The organism is Mesorhizobium sp. CNPSo 4684 (assembly GCF_057784315.1).
The window spans coordinates 1-18,603 of the sequence record NZ_JBWLUX010000059.1; the positions used below are offsets into that span (position 1 = coordinate 1).

The 18,603-nt window shown below is 58.5% G+C and carries 16 protein-coding genes and 2 pseudogenes; 9 read left to right on the top strand and 9 right to left on the bottom strand.

The features are described 5' to 3' along the window. Positions 1-418 precede the first annotated feature (418 nt). Together AC04SG_RS31875 and AC04SG_RS31880 are read left to right on the top strand one after the other, a co-directional pair. The gene (locus AC04SG_RS31875) at positions 419-1,168 is read left to right on the top strand and encodes a DUF4142 domain-containing protein (RefSeq protein ID WP_488554259.1); all 750 of its coding nucleotides are present in this window, start codon (positions 419-421) and stop codon (positions 1,166-1,168) included. 33 nt (positions 1,169-1,201) lie between these two features. After that, positions 1,202-1,810, top strand: a complete 609-nt coding sequence (locus tag AC04SG_RS31880) for a hypothetical protein (RefSeq protein WP_488554260.1) — start codon at positions 1,202-1,204, stop codon at positions 1,808-1,810. Positions 1,811-2,923: 1,113 nt separating this feature from the next. On the opposite strand, the gene AC04SG_RS31885 is transcribed toward AC04SG_RS31880, so the two are convergent. The 3 genes from AC04SG_RS31885 to AC04SG_RS31895 all read right to left on the bottom strand — a co-directional run bounded on the left by AC04SG_RS31885 (position 2,924) and on the right by AC04SG_RS31895 (position 6,695). Beyond that, entirely contained in the window at positions 2,924-3,157 is a 234-nt protein-coding gene (locus AC04SG_RS31885) for a hypothetical protein (protein ID WP_488554261.1), read from the bottom strand. Positions 3,158-3,231: 74 nt separating this feature from the next. Further along, positions 3,232-5,340, bottom strand: a complete 2,109-nt coding sequence (gene katE / locus AC04SG_RS31890; RefSeq protein ID WP_488554262.1) for a catalase — start codon at positions 5,338-5,340, stop codon at positions 3,232-3,234. 746 nt (positions 5,341-6,086) lie between these two features. Then, positions 6,087-6,695 carry a hypothetical protein gene (locus AC04SG_RS31895; protein WP_488554263.1) on the bottom strand — a complete coding sequence of 203 codons (609 nt, stop codon included), beginning with the start codon at positions 6,693-6,695 and terminating at the stop codon, positions 6,087-6,089. A 706-nt stretch (positions 6,696-7,401) separates the two neighbouring features. Here AC04SG_RS31895 and AC04SG_RS31900 point away from each other — a divergent pair. From AC04SG_RS31900 to AC04SG_RS31910, 3 genes are all read left to right on the top strand, one after another. After that, on the top strand, positions 7,402-7,590 hold the full coding sequence (locus AC04SG_RS31900; protein ID WP_488554264.1) for a hypothetical protein: 189 nt from the start codon (positions 7,402-7,404) through the stop codon (positions 7,588-7,590). Positions 7,591-7,727: 137 nt separating this feature from the next. After that, a complete protein-coding gene (locus tag AC04SG_RS31905) occupies positions 7,728-8,045 on the top strand; it encodes a plasmid stabilization protein (RefSeq protein ID WP_488554265.1) in 318 nt (105 codons plus the stop codon). Positions 8,046-8,075: 30 nt separating this feature from the next. Then, entirely contained in the window at positions 8,076-8,519 is a 444-nt protein-coding gene (locus AC04SG_RS31910) for a PPC domain-containing DNA-binding protein (protein WP_488554266.1), read from the top strand. Positions 8,520-8,575: 56 nt separating this feature from the next. Here the strand turns inward: AC04SG_RS31910 and AC04SG_RS31915 are convergent. Then, positions 8,576-9,153, bottom strand: a pseudogene (locus AC04SG_RS31915) (cysteine hydrolase family protein). Positions 9,154-9,455: 302 nt separating this feature from the next. Here AC04SG_RS31915 and AC04SG_RS31920 point away from each other — a divergent pair. Next, on the top strand, positions 9,456-9,875 hold the full coding sequence (locus AC04SG_RS31920; RefSeq protein WP_488554267.1) for an HD domain-containing protein: 420 nt from the start codon (positions 9,456-9,458) through the stop codon (positions 9,873-9,875). A 294-nt stretch (positions 9,876-10,169) separates the two neighbouring features. Here AC04SG_RS31920 and AC04SG_RS31925 read toward each other — a convergent pair whose 3' ends face one another. From AC04SG_RS31925 to AC04SG_RS31935, 3 genes are all read right to left on the bottom strand, one after another. Continuing rightward, on the bottom strand, positions 10,170-10,415 hold the full coding sequence (locus AC04SG_RS31925; protein WP_488554268.1) for a hypothetical protein: 246 nt from the start codon (positions 10,413-10,415) through the stop codon (positions 10,170-10,172). 129 nt (positions 10,416-10,544) lie between these two features. Further along, positions 10,545-10,793, bottom strand: coding sequence for a DUF6894 family protein (locus tag AC04SG_RS31930; protein ID WP_488554269.1), 249 nt, complete (start codon positions 10,791-10,793; stop codon positions 10,545-10,547). Between the two features lie 8 nt (positions 10,794-10,801). Continuing rightward, positions 10,802-11,527, bottom strand: coding sequence for a Crp/Fnr family transcriptional regulator (locus AC04SG_RS31935; protein ID WP_488554270.1), 726 nt, complete (start codon positions 11,525-11,527; stop codon positions 10,802-10,804). Positions 11,528-12,748: 1,221 nt separating this feature from the next. Between AC04SG_RS31935 and AC04SG_RS31940 the strand changes: the two genes are divergently transcribed. Together AC04SG_RS31940 and AC04SG_RS31945 are read left to right on the top strand one after the other, a co-directional pair. Continuing rightward, a complete protein-coding gene (locus tag AC04SG_RS31940; RefSeq protein ID WP_488554271.1) occupies positions 12,749-14,287 on the top strand; it encodes an ATPase domain-containing protein in 1,539 nt (512 codons plus the stop codon). Further along, a complete protein-coding gene (locus AC04SG_RS31945; protein ID WP_488554274.1) occupies positions 14,287-15,327 on the top strand; it encodes a sensor histidine kinase in 1,041 nt (346 codons plus the stop codon). Before AC04SG_RS31940 ends, AC04SG_RS31945 begins: the two co-directional genes overlap by 1 nt. A 69-nt stretch (positions 15,328-15,396) precedes the next feature. Here AC04SG_RS31945 and AC04SG_RS31950 read toward each other — a convergent pair. Both AC04SG_RS31950 and AC04SG_RS31955 read right to left on the bottom strand, forming a co-directional pair. Next, positions 15,397-16,238 (bottom strand): annotated as a pseudogene (locus AC04SG_RS31950) (c-type cytochrome). 113 nt (positions 16,239-16,351) lie between these two features. Continuing rightward, the gene (locus AC04SG_RS31955; protein WP_488554272.1) at positions 16,352-17,245 is read right to left on the bottom strand and encodes an SDR family oxidoreductase; all 894 of its coding nucleotides are present in this window, start codon (positions 17,243-17,245) and stop codon (positions 16,352-16,354) included. Positions 17,246-17,765: 520 nt separating this feature from the next. On the opposite strand from AC04SG_RS31955, the gene AC04SG_RS31960 reads away from it, so the two are divergent. Further along, positions 17,766-17,948, top strand: a complete 183-nt coding sequence (locus tag AC04SG_RS31960; protein WP_488554273.1) for a hypothetical protein — start codon at positions 17,766-17,768, stop codon at positions 17,946-17,948. Positions 17,949-18,603: the final 655 nt, after the last annotated feature.

Here is an 18,603-nt window from a genome sequence, read left to right on the forward strand (position 1 = left end):
CTCCAGAAGCTCTACCCGCTGGCGCAACCCAGCGGGCCTTCGTTTTATGGCCTGGCTCAATTGCCGGTGCGATGGCGGCGATGTAGATCGGAACCATCAAGCGGACCTAGTGTGCGATAGCGCGGAACACCGCCATCGCACCGGCAATTGAGCCAGGCCATAAAACGAAGGCCCGCTGGCTTGCGCCAGCGGGCAGAGCTTCTGGAGTGGCTGGCGTGTGTGCCAGCGTTTAGAAAAATTGACGCGCGGGCAGAAAGATCCGCGCCGCCCACCTCGCGAATGGGAAGGGAGGGTGAGGCAACTCCGGCTGATGGAGCCCCGATTTCAATCGCCCGGATAATCACTCGCACGCCGGAACAAAGCCGACCGATGCTTGTTAGCTCGACAGCACATCCGTGCCCAAAGAAGGATACCCATTATGAAAACTCGTCTTATTCTGGCTTCACTGGCTACGGCCACAGCCCTGACCTTCGCCCTCCCGGCTTTCGCCGCCGACAGCGCGCAGGACTTCGTCGACAAAGCCGCCGTCGGTGGATTGTTCGAAGTGGATTCCAGCAAGATCTTCGAAGGCAAGGCCCAGGACCAGAGCGTCAAGGACTTCGCCCACAAGATGATCGAAGATCATGGCGCCGCCAACGCCAAGCTGGAGTCCATCGCCGGCGAGCAGAAGCTGGCGGTGCCCAAGGAATTGGATGCCAAGCACAAGGCCGATCTCGACTCCCTGCAGAATGCCAAGGACGACAAGCCGTATGTCCAGATGCAGCGCGATGCGCATTCCGAAGCGGTCACCCTGTTCGAAAGCTATGCTAAGGACGGCGATAATGCGCAGCTGAAGACCTTTGCCTCGGAGACCCTGCCGACGCTTAAGATGCATCAGGAAATGATCGAGAAGATCGTTTCCGCAACGGACAATGCATCGTCGACCACCAGCTCGACCACCCCGGCCGTGACCACCACGGACACCGCCAATCCGGCGGCGCCGGTCCCCGGCGCCAATAGCTTCACCGAGGACCAGGCCAAGAGCCGCATTCAGGATGCCGGCTTCTCCGACGTATCCGCACTGACGAAAGACGACAAGGGCATCTGGCGCGGTCGGGCGACCAAGGATGGCAAGACCACCAACGTGGCGCTCGACTACCAGGGCAACGTCGTTGCCGACGCCAATTGAACCACTGAAAACCAGATCGAGGAGATCAGGACAATGAGAACCGTAACCGGGCTTTTCGACAATTACGATGACGCTTCCGACGCCGTCGGTGAACTGGAAGCGAGCGGCGTGCCGCATGCCGACATCAGCATCGTCGCCAACAATTCTACCGATTGGTACGAGGGCGGCGAAACCTCCAACGCCGCCGAGGATGCAGCCAGCGGCGCCGGTCTCGGGGCCGTCATTGGCGGCGCCGGCGGGCTGCTGACCGGGCTTGGCATCATGGCCATTCCGGGCGTCGGTCCGGTCGTGGCCGCAGGTTGGCTGGCCGCAACCGCGGTCGGCGCCGTTGGCGGCGCGGTCGTTGGTGGTGCTGCCGGCGGCATTGTTGGGGCGCTCACCGATTCCGGGGTCCCGGAGAGGGATGCGCATGTCTATGCCGAGGGTGTTCGCCGTGGCGGCACTTTGGTGACGGCCAGGGTCAGCGACGAACTCGCCGGTGAGGCCGAGCGTATTCTCGGTCAGGCCAACTCGGTCGATCTGGAAGACCGTCGACGCGCCTACGAAGCAGATGGCTGGACCGGCTTCGATCCCGATGCCGAGCCCTACGGTGATATCGAGACCGAGCGCGACAGAGTGCGCAATGCCAGCCCGATCAGATGATCGATGCCCGCCGCCGAAACAGGCGGCGGGCATTCGATACTATTAGTCAATCGAATGGGCTTACATGATCAAGACAGCGCGGGTCGCGACCATCGCGGACGTCTCCCGCGCTGTACGCGATTGGCTCATCGCAAACTACGTTCTCCTGTGCCCTACGCGGTCGATAATAGAGTTGGGTTGGAGCGACCAAAGAGTCGCGCAGAACCGTTTCCAATACGCGCGTCAAACGGCTCTGAGCGCCTGTGGGTGGTAACCAGCCATTCACCATGGCAGCGCATCCGTCCCATCAGCGCCAATCACACCATATGCGCCTCAAAAGATTCAGATAGCTTGAGTTGCGCGGGCCCCAACCCCGCATTGGCCGGCGCTGCCCACCATTAACCCCACCCACGGCGCCGGCCATCTTGCTACAAACGACCCGATCCACTCGTTGAACGGCGCTGGCCCTGTCTAGCGCGAGCAAGACCTTTTGGCACCGGGCCGCCTACCTTGCCCTGCACGCGATCCCACAGCGCCTGCCGCTTGCCGACCTTGAAGGCTACGAACGCGCCGCCTTTGTAATGGCCGCTCTCAGGCCATGATCACTTGCGCCGCTTTGCCACGCTCGCGTTGAACGCCGATGATGTCCATCTACTTTTCCTCGAAGCATTTGATTTTGCGCCAGGCGGTCGTTTTCACGCCTAAGCACTGCCCTTGAGCTTCGAGACCATGCCCTCGCGCCCCCGCTTGGTCGACCAGGTGGTAAGCAGCGTCACCAGGGCCGGGCATGGCTTCGCTGAATTGAATGCGTCCGTCGGTCCTGCGCAGATCATGGCCATTCAGAAACAGAAGGTCGAACGTGACAAGGTAGATGTTCGGTGACGGCCGGCGCAGGCCGATGATAGCTTGCGTTGCGTGGAAGTCGGAAAGGCCGGCCTCAGTTGATCACTATGGCCTCGCGTTCGAGGATGAAGTTTTTCGGCGTCGACTGCCGCCGCCTCTGCAGGGGATAGCCGAGACGTTGGTGCGTATCATGACGCCGGATATGAAACTCTCAAGCAGCTGATGAAAGCCGTCCAGAGCGTCCACCCAAAAGCCTCGCCAGAGAATGGACTGCGCCGCTAGTTGGATTGATCATTTACCTTTTCGTGACCGGTCATCCGAACTTTCGGCTTCCGCATTATGCGTTGTTCGGCCAGGCAACACACGCGGTTTGACGCTCATCACACCATCGTTTTCGCGACCGTGGTCGCGACGGATATATTGCCCCTTGGCATCCTTTTCGACGTCCTTGCGCCGCGCGTCCTTCGCCTTCGCCTTCGCCTTCGCCTTCGCCTTCGCCTTCGCCTTCGCCTTCGCCTTCGCCATGAGTGTCACTATCGTGTGCTTCCAGATCCAACAATTCATTCCTTCAGGACGGAATGTTCAAGCCAAAATGTTGCCTATAGCTTTACGCTCGTTTCCCGTGCCCACAACCGCAGTTTGCGGCACGCCTCGATATACGTTCCGATTGCCTTGCGATCGGTCAGAGGAATGAGACCTTCGTCGGCCGCGGGGTCGACGCCGGCCTTTGTCAGGAGAGGAACCGTCCCAGGCGTAAAACTGATGAATTTGCAGTGCGCATAAGCGTCTGCCACAAAATCGCGGGCCGCAGCCTCGCGCGCCAGAAGTTCCGCAGCTTCTTCTGTAAGCAGGAGGGCTACCGCGTCAAATAGGACCGACGGGCCGCCGTCAATCATGTGCTTGGCAATGATCTTGGTACCATCGTCGGCTTGCACCCCGCCAACTTTCAGCGCAATCACCTCCATTGTCGCCCCCTCATCTTCGATGGCGGTTTGAAGGGCTTTAAATAGAGCAGCCTCGGTTCCATTACCGACCAGCACGCCGAGCTTGCGGCCCTCGAAACTGTCAGGCCCGTTCTCGAGAATGCTCAAGGCAGGAGACGTAGCCAAATCCTTTCGCGGTGGTACCGCTACGTCTGCGGGCTTCGGTAAATCGACAATGCCGAGTTTGTCAGCAACCGTCTCGGCCAGCCCTTCGTCGATGTTGAGGAGATGAGCGATCATTCGCTCGCGAATGACAGGTGTTTCAACCTTGCTCAACTCAAACGTCAATGCCATGGCGATATGGCGCTGCTCGGTTTCCGTCTGGCTCTTGAAAAACTGGCTTGCCTGACTGTAATGGTCAGCGAAGCTCTCCGGGCGCAGCCTTACTTTCTGATCATTCTCTCCTTCAGCGAACGAGCGAAAGCCGCGTTGCAGAGACTCCCTTGGTCCTGCGCCAAATGAGTTCGGCTGGTAGTTGGCGCGTCCCACTGGATTGTGCATCGCCATGTGCCCATCCTGCTGGAAATGGTGGAACGGGCACTTTGGCGCATTAATCGGCAGATGGGAAAAATTGGGGCTGCCAAGACGCTTCAACTGCGTGTCAAGATAGGAGAAATTCCTCCCCTGCAGCAGCGGATCGTTGCTGAAGTCGATGCCAGGCGGCACGTTTTGCGTCATGAACGCCACCTGTTCGGTCTCAGCGAAGAAGTTGTCGGGCATACGGTCGAGGACCAGCCGGCCCACCGGGATCGGGGGCAGCAGCTCTTCCGGAATTAGCTTGGTGGGATCGAGCACATCGAAATCGAAGCCATCGGCGAACTCCTGGTCGAAAAGCTGTAGGCATAGCTCCCATTCCGGGAAAGCGCCCGACTGGATTGCGTTCCATAGATCCCGGCGATGAAAGTCCGGGTCGGCGCCGTTGATTTTGACGGCCTCGTTCCAGACCACCGACTGCATGCCTAGTTTCGGCTTCCAGATGAACTTGACGAATGTAGATTCGTCAGCGGCGTTAAGCATTCGGAAGGTGTGCACCCCGAACCCCTGCATGAAACGGAATGAACGCGGGATCGCGCGGTCCGACATTACCCACATGATCATGTGCATGGATTCTGGCGTCAGGCTGATGAAATCCCAGAACGTGTCGTGCGCAGATTGAGCTTGGGGAAAATCGCGATCGGGCTCAGGTTTCACGGAGTGGACGACATCGGGAAATTTGATGGCATCCTGGATGAAGAAAACCGGGATATTGTTGCCCACAATGTCCCAGTTGCCTTCCTGGGTATAGAGCTTGACCGCGAACCCACGCACGTCGCGCGCCAGATCGAACGAGCCCTTGCTGCCTGCAACGGTCGAGAAGCGAACAAAGGCTGGTGTCTTCTCACCTGCGCGTTGGAAGATGTCGGCGCGGGTATACTTGGTTAGCGATTCATACGTCTCGAAAAAGCCATGAGCGCCGTAACCGCGTGCATGGACGACGCGCTCAGGAATGCGCTCGTGGTCGAAGTGGAAAATCTTTTCGCGGAAGTGGAAGTCTTCAATGAGGGTCGGCCCTCGCGGCCCGATCTTAAGGCTGTTCTGATCATCAGCGACCGGGCCGCCCTGGGCGGTGGTCAGAATGTCGGTTTTGTCATCCGACACCTGATGCAGCTCTCCACCCTCCCCCCGCACAAGGGTCTGGTCGTGTATCCTCGCGACGCTGAGATCGGTTGCTACCTTGCGCGCCATGCGGCTCTCCTTTCGGGCTTGTTCTGGAATAAGATGATCAGCAACCTGCGGGGCAGCTACTTGTTCCCACGCCCGATGAAAACCGGCTGTCTTCTTTGATTGAAGTTCACACCGGATTGAGGGGGCGTTTCGCAAAAGAGATGTATCTGGCGGAGATCCCAGGTGTTTCGCCCGGGCAAGCCAAAAACCTGGTCCAGAGCGACAGCGCAAATGGCGAAAGGAAGCATTTCGCGTGTAGATCCTGGTGCCGTCGCCATCGATGAGGAGCTGCGAGCGGTACCCCGTCCGTCGAACTTGACCTCGTGAATCCATCCGTCTCCTTCGGGAGGCTTCTCCCCGAGGGTCGAAAGCGATAGGTGGTCAACATGCCAGAGCACTTGGTGGAAGAGTGGCATGGACAGGAGTGTGTCTCTTCTGACGATTCCTTGTCAGCGGTTGAGCGCAAAATGACGAGGATCAGGAGGCCGCCCATTCCCGGCAAGCCGCACGAGCCGGATGGCCATGATCATTTTCACACATGCCCGATCTGCGGCCAGCAGGTCGACCGGCGCGACTTACACCAGGTTATGTGGCAAGAGTAGGAGAATCACGAGTCTCTTGAACGGGACAACTAGGACCGGTTGCGGAGGTACGTACGTACCTCTTCCATTGACGTCGACCTCGATCTGGCCGTGCGCTTGAGGCATTTGTCGCGCTCAAATCCCCCTTTGCAGAGGGTCCCCATTTAATAGACAAATCCGCGACCGCTACGCATTCCGGCTGACACAATTTCGAATTGTAAGCGCGCCGGCGCCATTCGAAAGGGGGCGCGGGCCCGACCAGCTCCGCGGGATTCCCGTACCACAAAAAAACCCGCCGGTTTGGCCGGCGGGCAAGGTCTTTCGGAGTGCACTGAATGGGGCCAGTGCAGCGAGAGAATGTCGTCTGGGCCGAGAGGTTCCATATGACTGACAATTTGGTATGGTTAATGCGGCAACTTCCTTTTGCGACGAGCGGACTTCAGAACAGTATGCGTGCCAGCCGAAAGCAATGCCTGAAAAGCGCGCCTCCGTTCCCTCAATAGGATGGTCTTGGCCTCTCTTGAAATGCAAGATTTGGCGAGACGCGCGATCGGCTCGGTCAAGCCTGTCCTTGTCGATTAAACGCCGCATCAATTCTTCGGCTTTGCGCCAAGGATACATGCCCGCTATCAATTCCGGATCAGCTTTGTTCAGACCCGTCAACGCCGCCAACGGATTTTCAACAGCGGCCACCCATTCATGTTCAGGCAAGCCCTCGCTTACCATCCGTCGAAAACAATCTTTTATTACCGAAAATTCGAAGGCAGAAATTTCGCCATCCATTCGTTGAGCCATCGTACTGCTCCCCATTTGGGGCGGGAGTTGGAACTCTCAGCGCCAGGGCCCTGGTCGAGGTCTAGCGACGCTTGAATTAAAGCACCGCGGCAGAGCCTTTCCCCACATTTGTTGGTTCGGAATCGTACCGAGAAATGGAAGTCCTGCTCGCGGATGAGAGCCCGCTGCTCACTGGGGGATACAGCGGACCTCCGAATAAGGAGGATTGTGCCCCGCTCCGCCTCAAGCAATGCGCTGGCTGATAAGGTTGCTAAAGGCGGCCCGCGCCACCCCGCGCGGGCCCGATCAGCTTGTGGCCGGTCGGCAGCGGGAACCCAAACGCTGCAATTACTCAACCTCGCGGTTTGGGCCAAGTTCCTCGCACAAATGAAAAACCCGGTCGCCGTCTTCCTACCCCGCCGAGGCGCCGATCGGCTTTGGCGGCCCTGCTGTGGTCCGCAGCAAGCGTTCCGCAAACTCTGCCCGATAACGCTCAAGTGCCTCTTGTCGCACCGGCGCGCGCTCAGAGGGTACTCTTCCGGCATAGTCATGCCATCGATCTTCGGGAGCATCTCTTCAAGGACCGCTTTATGGAACGCACTTCGTAGGATTTCCCCGCTTTGTCGAAGGCCAGTTTCAGTTCTGTGTCTTCAATCCTGAAGGCGACTACGATGGCCTTGAAGGCGCCGTAAGACTGGGTGACGGCTCCAGCGCGACGAAGGCGCAAGTGCTGGATCTGACTGAGAAGGCGGACAGCAATGTCGTCATCAATGAGCTGGCGCTGCGTGGCCGGATTTCTTCGCCGACCTGCTACCGGGCCTCGGCAGTTTCTGCCGCCGCACGGCTGTGCGCCGCCGCTATACGGCTCCGCGACGGCGCCGGAGGAATAGCGCGCGATCGAGGTCCCTATCGTTGATCCCGGTTCGCCTCGGATCCTTGCCGTCGATCTCAACGGCGCTCGGCCAGGTGGAGTTGCTTTCTGGCGTCCGGTTGGAACTCAGGCCCCGTCTTCTCGTTCAAACCCTGTCCAAAAGGAGAAACGGAGAAACAGCCATGCCACGTGGAGAAAAATCGAAATACACCGACAAGCAGGAACGCAAAGCCGATCATATCGCCGAAGGCTATGAGAAGCGCGGGGTTTCCGAAAAGGAAGCCGAACGCCGGGCATGGGCGACCGTCAACAAGGACGATGGCGGCGGCAAGAAGGAAGGCGGCTCCGGTCGCGGCAAACATACCGGCCATCCAGCGGCGCACAAGGGCGGCAAAAGCGGCGGAAAGGCTTCGGTCTCGCGCTCTGCTGCCAGCCGCTCTGAATCGGCCAAGAAAGCTGCGGCAACCCGTAAGCGAAACGCCGACCACCATGCCCACTGACGGGCGAAAACTGATGTTCGGAGGACGGGCATGAAATCCCGGGTCGTCAACGAGGTCGGCGGTCAACGCACATTTGTGATCGTGCTCGACCCCGGCGAAGAGGCGTTTGCCACACTGATCGGTTTCGCAACCGAGCAAGGCGTCGACGGTGCTTCCTTGACTGCCATCGGCGCATTCGAAAGAGCCACCGTCGGCTGGTTCGACCTCGATGCGAAAACCTACCGCAAAATCCCGGTTCACGAACAGTGCGAGGTGCTGAGTGCGATCGGCGATGTTGCGCTGGGGGATGATGGCAAACCAAGCCTTCACGTCCATGCGGTGCTCGGCCTGAGCGACGGCACCACCCGTGGCGGGCATTTGCTTGAAGCGATTGTTCGCCCCACGCTTGAAATCACATTGGTGGAAACTCCCGGTCATTTACGCCGCCGCAAACGCCCCGAAATCGGCGCCGCCTTGATCGACCTGGGCGTCTGATCGTCCAGATCAGATCGGTCGGATTCTCAAGTCCAGTTCAAGAGAACCACCTCCATCTAGACCGTCTCGACCTGCTGGGCAAAACGCTGGTGATAAACGGTCAGCAGCGCGTCATGCGTCGCGTCGGAAGAACTGCAGAGCGCGTCGGTAACAAGGACCACGCGATACCCGAAATCGATTGCTCCGAGCACCGTGGCCAGAACGCATACGTCGGTTTCGCCGCCTGTGATGACGAGCGTATCGATGTCTCGGTCCGCCAGAAAAGCCCTGAGCCGGCCCTCAAACCAGGGCGAGTAGATGTGTTTGTCGATGACTGCCGCCGGCGGGCAGTAAGCGGCCAATGCCGGCAACAGGTCGACCATTTCGTCGACGATACTTTCGATCGTCATCGTGGCCCAGTGCTCATAATAGCGCTTCCATGTGCCGACACCCTGCCCCGGCTTCTGGGCAGGCAGGAAGCGCGTGAAGACCGTCTGTTGCGCCTTCCTTTCGACCAGGCTCTCGATGCGAGGGAGCACGCGCGTGATCCTGGAGTGGCCCACTGCGACGGCTCGGCAAACAGCCGCTGCATGTCAACACAGACATGCATGCAGCGGTCGCCCAGAGGCCCGTATGCTAAGCCCGGCATCGACATCAGGAAGTCCGTACCCGGTCGGATTTTTTCACCAGCTTTTCCTTGCCGTCGAAGGCATGGATCAGAACGTCCCGTGCCGGCACTCGTTCCTTGTCGCTTCAGGAACCGGCATCAGCCATCGACGTTTCCGCCTCATGGATCCGATGCCATCCGCTGATAGACCGCATCGGTAAGGCGAACGACGATCCGAGGAACGTTGCAGGCAAGGAACAAGGCCACGGCAGCGACTTGGAGATGAACTCACAGGACGTTCCTATATCTGCAATTTATCAGCATTTCGACAAGTGGCCGGGACAGCGACGATGAGCATTTTCTATCGAGCGGCCAAGATTGCGGAAGAGGTTCACGCAGCGCAGCGCGACAAGACCGGACGGCCCTATATCGAGCATTGCCGTCGTGTCGTCGATGCTGTCGAGACGATGGATCAGAAGGTCGTAGCCTATCTGCATGATGTCCTGGAAAAAGGCGAAGGCTGGTCACGAGCCAAGCTGGAAGCGACCGGGTTTGGACCGTCGATTGCTTCCGCGGTCGATGCCATGTCGCGCAGAGACGGCGAGGACTATTTCACGTTCGTGCGGCGGGCTGCATCGAATCCGCTGGCGCTGCCGGTAAAACTTGCTGACCTCGAAGACAACATCTGGCAGTCACGACAAATTGGAGCCTCGACAGCCAGATACGAAGAAGCCTTGCGCATTCTCGCTGAGGAATTCTCCGAGCGCTAGCATGCCTGCAGAGGTCCAACGATACTATTCCGTTACATGTGGCATGTGCCGTTTGTCCTCCAACGGGTCGACGTCGATGCGCCTTTTCCGGATCAAAAGCGCCATGGCGCCGCGCGCCGTCGCCATGAACCATTGATACCGACATGCTTTCGCCTGCTCAGCGCTGGCGTTGCCGGCTTGCCAGCTAAGCGATAGCGCAGCACCGCAATTGGCGATCGGAAAAAATCAGCGGACTATCGTTGAGCGAACATCCGATGAGTTTGGCGTCTGCTCGAGCGCGGGCATCTGTCTGCCCTACGAATGGAGCTGCATTTCCGGATTGCCGGCCGTTCCTGCGTCGAAGGCGACCGGCACGCCGTGAGCAATGCATGTTTCCGCCAGCAATTCCTCCAACTCGTGGTCGGTGGCTTTGCATTTCGGCATCAACGTACGGATGGCGCGGATCGCCTGCTCGATGGACAGAAACCGGGCCTTGCCTCTGGAACGAACATAGGCTTCAGCCGCCCTCTCGACCGTGAGAGCGTGAAACGCGTGGGTCATCAAGATTCCTCCCTGAACCTGATGCGAGAAATTTAGGCCGGGCTTCCTGCGGCCTTCAAGGCTTCGTATGATTCCGAACATTCGGCGGTTAGCAGCACCGAGGCGGCATCCCATTTGTCTTCCGGCCAGTCAGGCTGATCCCAGAGACTCAGGGATCACCTCATCGAATGGCATCGCCAGGACGACTCTCCCGCTCTCGTCGGTGACCTCGAAACTGCAGTCGAACCAGCTGCGGATTGTGTCCATGCGGGTGCGGAAGACCAGATCGCTAGCTGTGGCGAGCGCATGACCGCGCACGGCCTCCTCATTTGGAAGTTCATCGCCTTCATAGTCGGGTATCAGCCGACCGCGGTAGCGCATGTTCATGAAGTAGCGCAAGGCCACCCTCATCCGCCTTGCTTGATCGGGAACTGGAACACGTTGGAGTACTCTCTCTCAGCAAAGCCATAGGACTGGCCAGCGAGCTGTTCCAGCTTCTCGCGGTCCCTCAGCGTGATGTGACCACGCGTAGCCCTGATGGCGCCGACACCCTCCAGCATCTGCACCGCAAGGGTCACGCCAGAGCGACGTGTGCCCAGCATAACCCCCATGAATTCGTGCGTAATGGGCATGTCGTCCCGCTCCAGGCGGTCATGCGTCATCAGCAGCCAGCGCGCCAGTCGCTCCTCGATGGAATAGCCGGCGTTGGCATAGGCCGTCTGGCTGACCTGCACGATGAAGGTGTGCACGAAGCGCAGAAGCAGCGCACGCAGCGTGGGACTGTGGTCCATCGCAGCTTGTAGCTCGTCTGCGCCAATGCGGAATGCTTCGCCCGTCGCCTGTACCAGGCAGGTATGCGGCGACCGATCCACACCGAGCACGATGGGGACGCCCACCAGACCCTCCGATCCGACCATGCCAACCTCGAATCGTCCTTCCGCCGTATCGGCGACGATCGAGGCGACCCCGGATTCGGGGAAGGTCACATGCGCGATCTTTTGATCGGCTTTGAACAGATGATGGCGCACCTCCAACGACACCGCCTCCAGATGCGGCTGCACCAGCGCAAAGTCATCAAGCGACAGAGACGCAAGCAGACGGTTGTAAATGATCGATTGCTGAAGCTGAGCCATGCTCCTAGCCTCCGTTTAGGGCAAGAGCGCACGCATCTCTCAGTCGCTTGCGGCCGAACAGTCAGCAAGCAATCGGCATTTATCCCCCCAAGCCCATCCCAGGCAATGGCGAATGTGACTTCCTTGGGTCGAATAGGGAATTGGGTACGAATTCGTACGCACCTTCGCATCGGAGCCAGTGAGCTTCCTTGGACCCCACAGTTGGGCCTCGCCCTTGCGCGAAGCGCGTATGCTCAAGAAGTCCTAGAGTCGCACAACCTTATCGAGATGCAGGCGAATACGCTGGCCTTCCGCAAAGGCCAGTGCGTACCATGCTCGGTCAAATGAGCGGGTAAGTTCCTGGTCTTCCTCAACCGCGCGGACAAACCATTCGCCGCAGCTTCCATCACCTCAATGCAGGGTGTGACCTGCCGGTCGGCACCATCCATTGGTACGGAATCGGACGAAACGGCGATGGGGGGAACGCGAATGCAAATCGGATGTTTTTTGAATTGTGTTGTTTAACTGGGAGGTTAGCATGCAAATCCGAGTTAGGCCTGCGAAACGGGAAAGTTCATCTCGCACAATTTTTGATCGATCGCTATTGGCCAAAGACGTTAGGCCAGGGAAAGCGGAGGCTTGTGTCGTTTTGTCGATTGATACAAGCGGGATTTACCCCGACCGCTTAGCCTATAAATACGAGCTTGAGTTCACAGCCGAAGAACTCCGAACGCTTATCGATGTTGCAACCGGTCACGTGCCTTCTACAGGCATTGAAATCGGCAGCAGCCGTTCCGTCACGCATACTGAGAGCGGCGAAACTGCGTCTCCCATCTTACGATGACTTCTGCTCACTTGGCACCTCCCGAGGTTGGACGCCTTACCGGTCAATCAGTGTTGTTGCACCAGTCATGACCGTGGCGCGTGAAAATGCGCACGTCGATCGGATGCCGTCGCCCTTCGCCGGCAATAGCGGCGAGCTTCGGGTTGACATCGTGGTCCACGCGGACGGACTAGGAGACACCGTGTTGCGTCTTCTTCGGTAAAAGGTCGGGAGGTTCCTTTTGCAAACTGGCCACTCGCAGTCGCACCTCTAGCCTGCAGGGACGAAGACTAACATCCAAGCGCGCTAGCAGGAAGCGTTAGCGTGCGGTGATAGCCGAGTTGCCCTTCGCATGGATACGAAGCGCAGCTGCAATCTCGTCCGCACTGTTGGGCCCCTGACGCGCGTTGACGGAACCAATGGAAAACCCAGCCGTTTCGAGTTGCAACATTGTTGAAGAGGGCACCTTGCGTAGCGATGACGCGTCTCCAATTTCGTCTGGGGTCCAGGGGCTAGATTTTGTCCTTCGAGGAGGGTACGCGAAATATCGATCTCATCTGATCGAGGGCAGACCAGGTTCCGGCAAAACCACGTTGGGGCTGCAGTTCCTAGTAGCCGGCGCGGCCGAGGGCGAAAAGTGCCTTTATATCACCCTGTCTGAGAGCAAACGGGAACTGCTATCCGTTGCGGCGAGACATGGGATCGCGCTGGACGGGATCCATATCCTCGAGCTTGTTCCTCCCGAACTTAGCCTAGATCCAGCCCAGTTGCAGACGCTCGTGCATTCTTCTGATCTGGAGCTGGGTGAGACGGTGCAGTCCGCTCTGGCCGAAATGGAACGTCTGAGACCCGAGCGGGTGGTGTTCGACTCCCTATCGGAAATACGTTTGCTGTCGCAGGGGTCGCTGCGTTACCGCCGGCAAGTTCTAGCACTGAAGAGCTTTTTTCTCCTCAACAACGCAACGGTCCTGCTGCTCGATGACCTTACTGCCGAACATGACGACCTCAACCTGCATTCGATAAGCCACGGCGTGATCAGAATGGAGCAGGTGAGTCCGACTTATGGGGGCGAGCGACGCCGTTTGCGTGTCATCAAAATGCGCGGCGTTCAAATTCGCGGCGGTTTTCATGACTTCGTCATTAGGCCCGGTGGTGTGACGGTCTTTCCCCGCCTTATTGCCGGCGATCATGAACCGAGTGAGCCTGGCGGCGGGCCTGCACTGAGTGGAAGTGCTGTCGACACTCTCTTGGGTGGCGGGTTGTCGCGTGGCACCAGTACGTTGCTGATCGGGCCCTCCGGGGTTGGGAAGTCGACAGTGGCGTCGACCTTTTGCAGGGCTGCCCTGCTGCGTGGCGAAAGTGTGCTGGTTCTGCTGTTCGACGAGACGAAACGGATTTTTCTGACTCGTGCTGCCGGTTTGGGGCTCGAGTTGCAACCCTACTTGGATGAGGGCCTCCTGATTCTTGAAAAGGTCGAGCCTGCAGAACTTTCGCCCGGCGAACTGTCCTCGCGGATCCAGGCGGCGGTAGACAAATCCAACGCTCGAATGGTTGTCGTCGATAGCCTGACCGGATATCTGAACGCCCTGTCTGAAGAACAGCACCTCGTGCTTCAGATGCATGAAATACTGACCTATCTGAACCAGAAAGGTGTGGTTACCATCCTTCTACTGGCCAATCATGGTCTTATCGGACAGATGTCGGTCCCGGTCGACATGACATACCTCTGCGACTGTGTCATGTTGCTGCGGTTCTTCGAAAGCGGCGGTCGTCTGCGGAGGGCAATTTCCGTGGTGAAGCGGAGGGTAGGCCCCCACGAAGACACGATTCGAGAATTCCAAATTGCTTCGTCAGGGCTGGTCGTGGGTGAACCACTGGACGGGTTTCAGGGCATCCTCACGGGCATCCCCTCGTACGTGGGTAAGCAAACCGACCTTCTTGACGATAACTCTCAGTGATGCAGCCCGCCTCGGAAGTTCTCATTCTGGCGCCGACTGGGCGTGATGCGAAGGTTGCCGCATCGATCTTGATCTCTGGCGGGATCGTGCCTGTTATCTGCTCTACATTAACTGAGGCGATTGCCAAATTCGAGCGCGCGCAGTGTCTTATCGTTGCGGAAGAGGCGTTGCTAGCCTCTGATAGGTCTGACTTCGCGGCATGGCTTGAGAGACAGCCGGCATGGTCTGATTTCCCGATAGTGCTCCTCACCAGGCGTGGCTCGGAATTCGACAGCCGTCTTGCATTCCTTGACCGTCACACTGTTGTCTTGGAGCGACCGTTTCTGGCGTCCAGTCTGACCAACTCTGTGCGCTCAGCTTTGCGCGCTCGCGCACGTCAACTTGAAGTGAAGACCCTGATCGAGCAAATGAAAGAAGTTGCCGAGCGCCAAAGACTGCTGATCCGCGAACTCCATCATAGGGTAAAGAACACGCTGGCCAACGTGCGTGCGATGATGAATGCGACCGTCAGATCAAGCGAAAGTGTTGAGGACTTCGTTCGAGATTTTTCAGCCCGGATCGTGTCCTTGGCCGATACTCATAGCATCTTGACGGATGATTACTGGCAAACTGCCCCGTTGCATAAGTTGCTCGAAGCCGAACTTCGCCACTATGACACGAAGGATGCCACACGGATCCGGTTGGATGGCCCTGATGTGGCTCTCGTTGCAGATCTTGCCATTCCGGTCGGTATGGCGTTTCACGAGCTGGCCTCGAACTCGTCGAAATATGGGGCCCTGTCCGTCCCCCAAGGAAGACTCGAGATCCACTGGTCGATTTCTTCCGAAGGTGATTCGGCCATTGTTCATCTCGATTGGCTTGAGCACGGCGGTCCAAGGGTGCGGCCGCCGAAGCGCCGCGGTTTCGGAACGACCTTGTTGGAAAAGGTCGTCGCCGTGCAGTGCAACGCCAATCTCAAAATCGAATATCCTTCCGAAGGCTTTCATTTTGCCATGGACTTGCCCCTGCGCAACACACGTCTGGTGCCGGCGTATTCGTAGGCATTTAAGATCGTGTCGTCCAAGATATCGCGCGCTTGCCGAGGGTCGATTACCTCTATGCCCGTAAGACTATGGGTGTGGGGTGCCGACCGGGGGTAGGGCTTTGATGTAATGCGCGATCGCTTTGCGATCGCTGTCAGGCAGCATGGCAGTGTTTGTGACGACGTCAGCCATGGATGAACCCACCCGACCGTGGTTGGGCGTCATCCCGGTTGTAAGCATCGTGGCAATGTCGGTCTCGGTCCACGCGCCCAATCGTTCTTGCGTGATGTTGGGCACAAACCCGGTGCCCTGGGGGTCGATGCCACCTGCGAAAAGGGTGTCGGACCGGATTGCTCCAAACACATTTCGGCTGGAGTGGCACTCCGCGCAATGTGAAACGGTCTCGACGAGGTAAGCGCCGCGATCGCTCTGGGTTTTGCCGTCATGCGCAGCCGACCGGCCCTGGCGAAAAAACAGCAGCTTCCAAAATCCCACGGACCGGCGAATTCTGAACAGGAGTGCTGGATTGTGCGGCGGCGCGCGCCCAGACACCTGGGGGAGCGTCATGAGATAGGCGTAAAGGTCGTTGACATCAGCGACGGTCATCCCGGTGAAGCTGGTGTAGGGAAAAGACGGGTAATAGTGATCGCGTCTGGGAGAGACCCCACCGATCAGGGCATTTGCTAGATCGGCACCGCTCCATCTGCCTATACCGTCAACAGGATCCGGGGAGATGTTGGGCGGTCGAAAGGTGCCGAATGGCGAGGCGAGCGCCAAGCCACCTCCAAGTTTCAGGCGATCGTATTGTCCGGGGTTGCGTGGCAGGAGGCGCAGTCTCCCGCCGCGAACAACAGCTTGCCGCGGATCACGTCGCCCCTCGCCTCAAATCGCGGATCGTGTTGAAGGAAGGGTGGGTGAGCCGCGGTCATCGACAAAGCCGCCGTTGCAGCAGCCCCTGCGGTCAGTAGGATTGCGACAGCAAACTGGTATGCAATGCGCCCCATGACATCCTCAAGACTCGTGCGAAGCTTGACGAATAGGGTTAGGCGACTCCCTTGCCGCCGGTGACGCCATAAACTTCGCCATTGATGAAACTGGCCTCCTGCGAGGCCAGCAGCACATAGACCGGCGCGAGCTCGAAGGGCTGTCCAGGACGGCCGAAATCGTTGTCTTCGCCAAAATGCCTGACCTTCTCATCCGGTTGTCCGCCACTCGGCTGCAGGACGGTCCATACGGGTCCCGGAGCCACGGCGTTAGCCCGAACACCCCGCTTGATCAACTGCTTGGCGAGCGCCTTCGTGTAAGCGACAATGCCGGCTTTGGTCGTGGCATAGTCGAGCAGCATCGCCGAAGGCTCATAGGCTTGGATTGACGCCGTGGTGATGATAGAGGCGCCGGCGGGCAAATGTGGCGCGGCTGCCTGAGCGATCCAGTGAAGGGCATACAGGTTCGTCTTCATCGTCTTGTCGAAATCGTCTGTCGTCAACTCATCAAGGCCTTCACGATACTGCTGCCGCCCGGCATTGATCACAAGGATATCCAGGCCACCGAGGGCGAAGACAGCCTTCTGCACCAATTCCTGACACCAAGCCTCCTCCATGATGTCGCCGGGCAGCGCTAGGGCCCTCCTGCCAGCGGATTCGATAAGGGCAATGACTTCCTTGGCATCCGCCTCCTCCTCAGCAAGGTAGGATATGGCTACATCGGCTCCTTCGCGCGCAAAGGCTATAGCCACGGCCCGACCTATTCCGGAATCGCCTCCTGTCACCAGCGCCTTGCGGCCCGTAAGCCTGGCGGAACCGCGATAGCTCTCCTCACCGTGGTCTGGTACCGGATCCATCATTCCGGCAAGCCCAGGCGCGATCTGCGGCTGCTTTGGAAAGGGAGGAGCTGGGTACTGTTTGCGGGGATCTCGAAGTAAGTCACGATCTTTCACGATGATGCCTCCATAGCCTTGCTTGCCGTTGCCGCAACGCCGGGAACATTTTGTTCCGCGAGCGCTGTAGGGTTGGTTAGCGAGCAAATATAAGCACCCAGGTTGGGACTCGTGCGGCCGCGCACAAAAACCGAAATAGTTGCCGGCCGCCTTAGCCGGCTTGGCCAAGGGCCTTCACCGCGCCCTGGTGGAACAGCCGGTTGCCGCGTTTGGCCGTACCTGATCACCGCACCCCTATCTGTACCAACGCAGGCCAACGAGAGCCCGATGCCGATTGTTGAAGCTTGCCCTCAATTCGGTGGCAAGAGCATCAGCACCGCCATCTCTCAGCCGCCTGCGCCCAACAATCAGCAAGCGATAGCCTAACTATCCCGCCACGTTCCAACGGGAGTAACGGCCAAGGGCATTTCCAGGATGAGAACGCGCTTGGGTACGAGTCCGTACCAACATTTGTTAATGGCGGCCGTAACTGGCGACCTTAGGGTTAGCGAAGTGTCATCTACAGATGAGGACAATTGCGATGGAACAACCCGCGAAAAATCTCCCCTGTGTTGAGTTGATCGACGCCTGCGGCGAGTGGCATGTCCGGGTGGTGGAGGAAGATCAGCAGCGCATCCGATCCTTCGAGATCGAGCGCTCCGCTTTGGCTTACGTGGAATGTCAGCGACGACGCCTGGAGCTCGCAGATTTCACCCGTATATGAGTGTTGGAGTCAGCGACTATGTCTATCGATACCTACGATGAAGTTCGCGAGTGGGCTGGCCCAGTCTTGGGCCATCCCTTGCAGCGACGGCACATTGATAAGGAGAAATTTGAGAGAGCGGATCGCGAAGCGCGCAAACTGATCGAAGCCGAACGGCAGGCCAGAGAGGCCAAGACCGCGCGGCTGAGAGAATTGAGGCTAAACGCAAGCAGAGGCCAGCCTTAGCTCAAAGCGTCCGCAGCGCTCAAAAACTGATTGCGAGCAAATCTAGGCCAAGACGCAAAAGGCCAACTAGGCTCCATTCGATCCTTCCTGGATGATCGCGGGTAGTTCATTTAGCAGAGTTGCCAAAGATCTGAGCCGGGACAAAGGCTTCGTGATCACGACGCTCTTGGGAGGGCCTTCAGCACTCAGTCACTGGGGCGGGCGTGAAGACTCCTACCCAGAGCTCCGCGGCGACTTCATCAATCCCCTGCCCCGGGACACTAGAGCGGGATGAATTGATGCGGCGTGGGATTCCCTCAGGCGTGCAAATCTGATTCAACCTTCGTGCTGGGCAAGGAGGTCAGCATGAATGGGCAAACCTTACTCGATGGATCTTCGCGAACGGGTTGTTGCATCGGTTGAGCGGGATGGGCTGTCACGACGGCAAGCC